Genomic DNA, 735 nt, shown 5'->3' on the forward strand with positions numbered 1-735 from the left:
GGTTCATCGCGCATTACCGGGGTAAGCGGCTCGGATCTTCAGGAAGAAGTACTCATCATCCCGGAAGCCGTAGGCCATTCGCTTGGTGACCTTGATTTTGTTGTTGATGCCCTCGATGAGGCTCTTGTGTAGCGGGAACTCCGCATGGGCGAGGATTCCCGGCACGAAGGCCTTGATGCGCTCTGCAAAACGCTGGATGGCCGCAACGCCGGACTCCATGGCACGCTGGTACCAGTGTTCCCAGAAGCCTTACGCCTCGTCCGGGTCGCGGTGGCTCCATAAGGCCTTGAGATCCTCTCGGAGCATGTAGGCGATCATCAGCGGTGTGTTCGCATCGAAGAGCTCCTGGAGGCGCACACGCTGGGCCCGGTTGGTGTTGCGCGGTGAGCGCAGCAGCAGCCACTTCGAGGCCTTGACCACTTTGCGCGCCGCCTTGTCATGACGCAGGGCGTTCGCTTGGTCGACGCGGACACGGTCGACGACCTCGAGGGTGAAGGCCGGGTGCATATCCATCACGGCCGCCTCGATGCGCTTCACCGTATGCCAATGCAGCCGATAGAACTTCGCCACGTGCTGGATGCTGAGCTGGCTGCACAGATAGATCGCCTACTCGGCGAGCCGGTTGGTGACCCGCCGCAGTGCTCGCACCAGACGCGGTAGACGGTGATCTCGAGATAGGTAATGGCATCGAACAGTGGCAGATCGCGGACCGTGCGCTGGACATGCTCGTGGACG

General features: G+C 61.5%; 1 pseudogene. It reads right to left on the reverse strand.

Going from position 1 to position 735, the window contains the following annotated elements:
* Nucleotides 1-3: 3 nt before the first annotated feature.
* Nucleotides 4-513 (reverse strand): annotated as a pseudogene (locus V6X63_RS10650) (transposase).
* Between the last annotated feature and the right edge of the window lie 222 nt (nt 514-735).

The organism is Spiribacter onubensis, from assembly GCF_040838425.1.
In the GTDB taxonomy this organism is placed as follows: domain Bacteria; phylum Pseudomonadota; class Gammaproteobacteria; order Nitrococcales; family Nitrococcaceae; genus Spiribacter; species Spiribacter onubensis.